Consider the following 5,182-nt stretch of genomic DNA (forward strand, 5'->3'; position numbering starts at 1 on the left):
GTTGGGACGACTCTGCATGAGGTGGCCAGCTGATTGACGGTGAGCTGCCTAAGCCTCGCGCCGTTTCGCCTGCTCACGGATTGCGGCTATGAATCTGTCTGCGCTCCACAGCTCTGTCAGCGCCCGGCCAAATAGTCCCTGCTGACTCTCGGGTGCGAGGCCACCCCGCGGCGGGTCCCTGTCCAGGTTCGTTGGAAACGGATAGCCTTCGGCACACGAAGCAATCACCGCGTCGGCCTCTTCCCACGTGATACTCGCCGTCCGCATTCGGTCCAGCAGGACCGGATATAGCACCTCGCACATCTTTGCGCGATTCAGCGATTCCATCGAACGACCGTAGGTCGAGGAAATCTGCAGGAGGTTAGCCATGCGGTGAACAGAGGTCGTGCGGTTTGAACCGGCCGCATGGAAGAGCGCGGGATTGAAGAACAGCGCATCGCCCTTTTCGAGCGGTAGCTGGACGTAGTGAGTTTCAAAATAGTCGCGGAATTCCTGACGACGCCATGCGAGGTACCCCTCGGCATAGCGCTGCGAGAAAGGCAGCAGCTCGGTTGGTCCGCTTTCGACGGGCATGTCGCTGTGAGCAATCGCCCCTTGCAGCGTGAGAAAGGGGGACATTGCATGAACGTGTGCCGGATAACGCTCGGCTTCAGCTACGGTTTGAAAACCAAGGTGGTAGTCCCGGTGCGCCTGTTGCGCCTGTCCGCCGGGACGTACGACGTTGACCTGCGACGTCACCTGAAAATGAGGCCCCAGCCACGCCTCAGCTATCGCGCAAAGTGCTGAGCTCGCGAAGTAGCGGGCGAATACTGAAGGAGCACGCAGGCAAAGCTTTTCCTGCGCATTCCAAATCCGGTCATTCGCACCTGGCCTGGCGAAGTGGTCTGCCCCGGCGCCGCCCGCTTCCCGCTCCTCGCGCATGACTGACTCGAAGACCTTCGTCGCTTCATCAACTGGAGCTGTGTCGGCGTAAACCTGCTTCAGCACGAGCACACCCGCTCCCACGTTCAACACGTTCGCCCATTCGGCGTGCAGGTCCGCGCGCCGCGACGCATCTTCAAGCGCGCTACCAAGCATACGGCAGTCGTACACCGGAACGTGGTCGACTGTTTCAGTAGCGAACCTCAGACTGCCGCCATCTGGACGGGGCTGAAGTGCAGCGACAAAGTCCTGGAGGGAACATTCCTGCTCCCGGTACCAATGGCGTACCCGGGCGTCGCGACGCGATTCAGTAGCGTTCATGGTGTCTCCTTCTGTCCTTGCTACAACAATAGTCCTCCAGCGGGAGCTTGCGTTACCATAAACACCTCAAAAACACCTCAATCTGGCGACCTGCACGCGGTGACTCATCGATTCCTCATGAAGGAAGTCGCCCTTCAGGCGGGCCTTGGTCTCGCTACCGTCGACCGGGTGCTGAACGGGCGGGAGCATGTCCGTGAACACACGCGTCAGCGCGTTCAGCACGCTATAAAGGAACTAGAGAAGCAGCAGTTCCAGTTGGCGACTAGCGGGCGCAAGCTCGTTGTCGACGTTGTCGTCGAAGCAACGATGACGACGGCGGAAGTCGTGGATGCGCTGAAAGCCATTGGCCGACGAGGAAGCACGGTGTATTGCTCAAGGCGCGGGATGTCCCTGAGTTTGCCGACGCGATTGCGGAGTTGCAGTAACGGGGAATCCCGGTTATCACCATCTTTACGGACATCCCACAGTCCCCGCGCATTGCCTACGCGGGTCTCGACAATCGCATGGCAGGCGCGACGGCCGCGTATCTCATTGGTCAATGGCTCGCTCGCCGGGAAGGTGACGTGCTCATCACGATCAGTAACGAGCACTTCAGGGGCGAAGAAGAGCGCGAAATCAGCTTTCGCATTGAGTTGCTGCGACGATATCCGAAGCTAAATCTCGTTGATGCCAGCGGCGGTCACGGTCTTGACGCCCAGACGGAGCAGCGGGTAAAGCGAGCTGTTGGTTCAGGCCGGAAAATCGTGGCAGTGTATTTGATGGGCGGAGGAAATGTTGCGATACTTCGGGCGCTCAAATCTATGGGCCAGACACCGAAGTGTTTCATCGGGCACGACCTGGACAGGGACAATGTTGAACTGCTGCGTGATGGAAAACTGAGCGCTGTGTTGCACCATGACCTGCGAGAGGACATGCAAACCGCATGCCATTACATCATGCACTTTCATACATTGCTGCCGGCGTCGGCTATCCGACCGTCCTCGTCGGTCGTCGTAATCACCCTGGCACACATTCCGCACTCTGTCGAGCAACGATTCGGCCGGCGGTAGTGACTTGCGATTCAAGCAATTTCCAGATGGAGGCGCGGCAGAAAAATGCACGTCCGATATACCTTGCGTTCATGTCATCGTGGGCTGGAATGATGACCGACTTTGTCGGCCAGTCCGGGCGCTGATTCGCTCGACTCAGGTGCGATTTGCAATGCAGTGGGAGCCGAATCGGCAATTGGCCAGGCGACAGCACGTCCAGCGCGATTGAAGCGAAGGCCCCGGGGCTCTCGGGGCTCCGCTACTTCCATTCGTCCGTTGCATTGTCGACCTCGTTCTCCACGTCGGAAAGGCGTATTTAAATGCTTGCTGTGCATTTTCGTGGTTATACTTAGGTATTAATCTGTAAAACTAACGTACAAGGCAACGCCATTTAATAATATCGTATTACATAAGAAGCACTCTTGGCAGCGCCGCGAACTTCCCGTAATAAGGATATTGAATGAATGTGCTCGTCGTCGACGATAATGAGTTCGTCGCGGACAGTCTGGCTTTCCTGCTGGACTGCATTGGTCACCGCGCCGTTATGGCGCACGACGGGGAGACTGCGCTGGAGCTGCTCCATGCCGGCGCTTTCGACCTCGTTTTCCTGGACGAAAACCTCCCCGGCATCAACGGCAGTGCCGTCGCGCTGTCCCTGCGGGACAGGCCGGTCTTCCCCCGGCCCTTTGTTGCCTCTATGACAGGCGACAGCGATAGCAACAAAGAGTTTGCCCGGCTCTTCGATGTGTGCCTGCAGAAGCCGTTCTCTCTGGAAACGCTCATGCGGGTTCTCGAAGATGCGCGACGCAGCAGTAATGCGAGCTGTCTTCTGGCAGCCTAGCCTCCCGTCATATCCGCAGTCCACAAACCGGATGACGAATTCCTCGCCGCCGCATGGTAGCCAGCCAGCTAATTTTCGGGGTGTCGATATATAAAGGAATCCATACGATATCTTTTTTTATTTTTAGGTAGAACTATCCGGATAATGCGCGGTGCATGCCTGGCCGGGTACGGCGGGAACCGCCGAAAAACCGCACGGCTCACGGCGATACCATCCGTTATAAACGTTGAATTCGCAACGGACAATCGTCGCGTTTTGCGAGCAATCAGTTTGAGAGGAGAGCAGTCACATGCCAACCGGTATCGTGAAGTGGTTTAACGATGTGAAAGGCTTTGGATTTATTGCGCCGGACGACGGTGGCGAGAACCTGTTTGCGCAGTTCTCCGAGATTCAGGCAAAAGGGTTCAAATGGCCGCAGGAAACCCAGAAGGTCAGCTTTGACGTGAAGGAAGGCCCGAAGGGTAAGCAGGCGGCCAATATACAGCCGCAATAAGCCATCCAGAACGATGGCCATAGAGATTCGATATTGCGTAGTCTAGTTTCTGAAGGGGAAGAAGGCTCGACGTGGCCGCGACCAGCCGGTCTATTAACGATGAGCCGTCCCTTGTGTCCTTCATCAGGAACACTCAAGGGCTCGTCGCCTTGGTCACGAACCTGGCGGGCTGTCGCGATGCAAAGTCGCACGACCGTCATCAGCAAAAGTAGCCTGACTCCAGGCTTGCGATCGTCGGGCGGCGATTAAAAAATATACTGAGAGATATCAAAAATGATGAACCAGGATACCGCGAGCGGTCACCTCGAACGTAGCATGGAGAACGACCGTCTCAGACGCGCATTGGCGGCCCGCCTTGACAGGGCATTCAAACGGGCCGGCCTGAGTTCGGCGCGCGCAGCGACGGCGCTGGGTGTCAGCAAATACCACGTGGACTACTGGCGACATGGAATCACCGTGCCGCCGCTGAACGCCTGTACGCGTCTTGCCGCCGAGCTCAACCTCGACGTTCACTGGCTTTGCACAGGGCGGACCCGGGACACCTAGTCCACATCTCATGACGATGGCGGTGCATCGGGTCGGTGTGCCGTTCGCCCGTTTCATTCCTGCATGCCAGGGTCTGACCGGCGCGCGACGACGCATTCGCCGGCGTTGATAAGTCGACGCGACAGGCGTTGCCGCAAAACCGGGGTACGGATGTGAAGGCAGCTAAACCTAAACGGTCTTCTGTTGACGTCCAGCGCCTGGACGGTTGCGAGATGGAACTGGCGCGAGGGTCGTCGCATATTGCGAGCATGCTGTTCGAGCAAAGCATTCACGCGGCGGTCAGCGAAACGCTTCTCCAGCTCGAGGCAGGCCATGGACGTGGGAATTGTCCGCGGGCGTGCGTTGCCGAACGTATGGAAATGCCGCGACGTTACGGAGTACAACGTCTACCGGAAGGCTTTGCACCATATGGACTCTCAGCCATTCAGTTATAAACAGCACGTAATTGTGCCTTTCGCATCAATCTCGAAGCTGGGGTATGCCGCAAGCGTATTTGTCACGCGCCCGAGCGGAAAACGCAGCGCATTCGGAATCCTCGCCTATTTCGTCTCGGAGAATGCCGCGCTGCAGTATGCCGCTGCGTATGCTAAAGCTCACATTGACGGCACAACATTGCCGAATCCGCCGTTCACTCGGATTCGGTCTGTCCAGCTACCATCTGGGAGCCGCACCTGCGTGACCAAAACCTGACAGTAGGAAGGTGATGCAACGCACGTATCACTATCGGGGCTTCGTGGCGACTGTTGGAGTCGAGCTGCTGCCGACCGTTCTCGTCGCGGACTCGGTTGTCGCGTCGGGAGGTTTCCTGGTAAAGGTTGGCGTGCGCCATCCGCCGTCTGGGCGGGAACTGCCTCCGGCTCTCATGCTTAACGTAGGCGAGCGGCCTTTTGCCACGGAAGCAGAGGCCCTGATGGCCGGGTTTAGCTTCGCTCAACGGCTGATTGAAAACGCGCCCGAACAACCCGTGAGAGTTTGCCGCTCCGCAGCCATGCGAAGGGTTTTGGGCTCATTACGTCGTATGGTGGTGGCGAC

The 5,182-nt window shown here is 57.8% G+C and carries 7 protein-coding genes and 1 pseudogene; 7 read left to right on the plus strand and 1 reads right to left on the minus strand.

Annotated features, from left to right (window positions below):
- Positions 1 to 48: 48 nt before the first annotated feature.
- Positions 49 to 1,242 (minus strand): phytanoyl-CoA dioxygenase family protein, encoded by a 1,194-nt coding sequence (locus QOC89_RS21095; protein WP_323046791.1) that lies wholly within the window; start codon positions 1,240 to 1,242, stop codon positions 49 to 51.
- A 117-nt stretch (positions 1,243 to 1,359) separates the two neighbouring features.
- On the opposite strand from QOC89_RS21095, the pseudogene QOC89_RS21100 reads away from it, so the two are divergent.
- The 7 genes and pseudogenes from QOC89_RS21100 to QOC89_RS21130 all read left to right on the plus strand — a co-directional run.
- A pseudogene (locus QOC89_RS21100) lies at positions 1,360 to 1,425 on the plus strand (hypothetical protein); the annotation flags it as partial.
- 293 nt (positions 1,426 to 1,718) lie between these two features.
- Complete coding sequence (locus QOC89_RS21105; protein ID WP_323046797.1) at positions 1,719 to 2,291, plus strand: substrate-binding domain-containing protein; 573 nt, start codon at positions 1,719 to 1,721, stop codon at positions 2,289 to 2,291.
- Between the two features lie 439 nt (positions 2,292 to 2,730).
- Complete coding sequence (locus QOC89_RS21110) at positions 2,731 to 3,111, plus strand: response regulator (protein ID WP_323046792.1); 381 nt, start codon at positions 2,731 to 2,733, stop codon at positions 3,109 to 3,111.
- 289 nt (positions 3,112 to 3,400) lie between these two features.
- The gene (locus QOC89_RS21115) at positions 3,401 to 3,604 is read left to right on the plus strand and encodes a cold-shock protein (protein ID WP_323046793.1); all 204 of its coding nucleotides are present in this window, start codon (positions 3,401 to 3,403) and stop codon (positions 3,602 to 3,604) included.
- 273 nt (positions 3,605 to 3,877) lie between these two features.
- Entirely contained in the window at positions 3,878 to 4,150 is a 273-nt protein-coding gene (locus QOC89_RS21120) for a helix-turn-helix transcriptional regulator (RefSeq protein ID WP_323046794.1), read from the plus strand.
- 312 nt (positions 4,151 to 4,462) lie between these two features.
- A complete protein-coding gene (locus tag QOC89_RS21125) occupies positions 4,463 to 4,840 on the plus strand; it encodes a hypothetical protein (protein ID WP_323046795.1) in 378 nt (125 codons plus the stop codon).
- A 13-nt stretch (positions 4,841 to 4,853) separates the two neighbouring features.
- A partial coding sequence (locus QOC89_RS21130; RefSeq protein WP_323046796.1) for a hypothetical protein occupies positions 4,854 to 5,182 on the plus strand: 329 nt, incomplete at its 3' end.

It is taken from the genome of Paraburkholderia sp. (assembly GCF_034668105.1).
GTDB lineage: Bacteria > Pseudomonadota > Gammaproteobacteria > Burkholderiales > Burkholderiaceae > Paraburkholderia.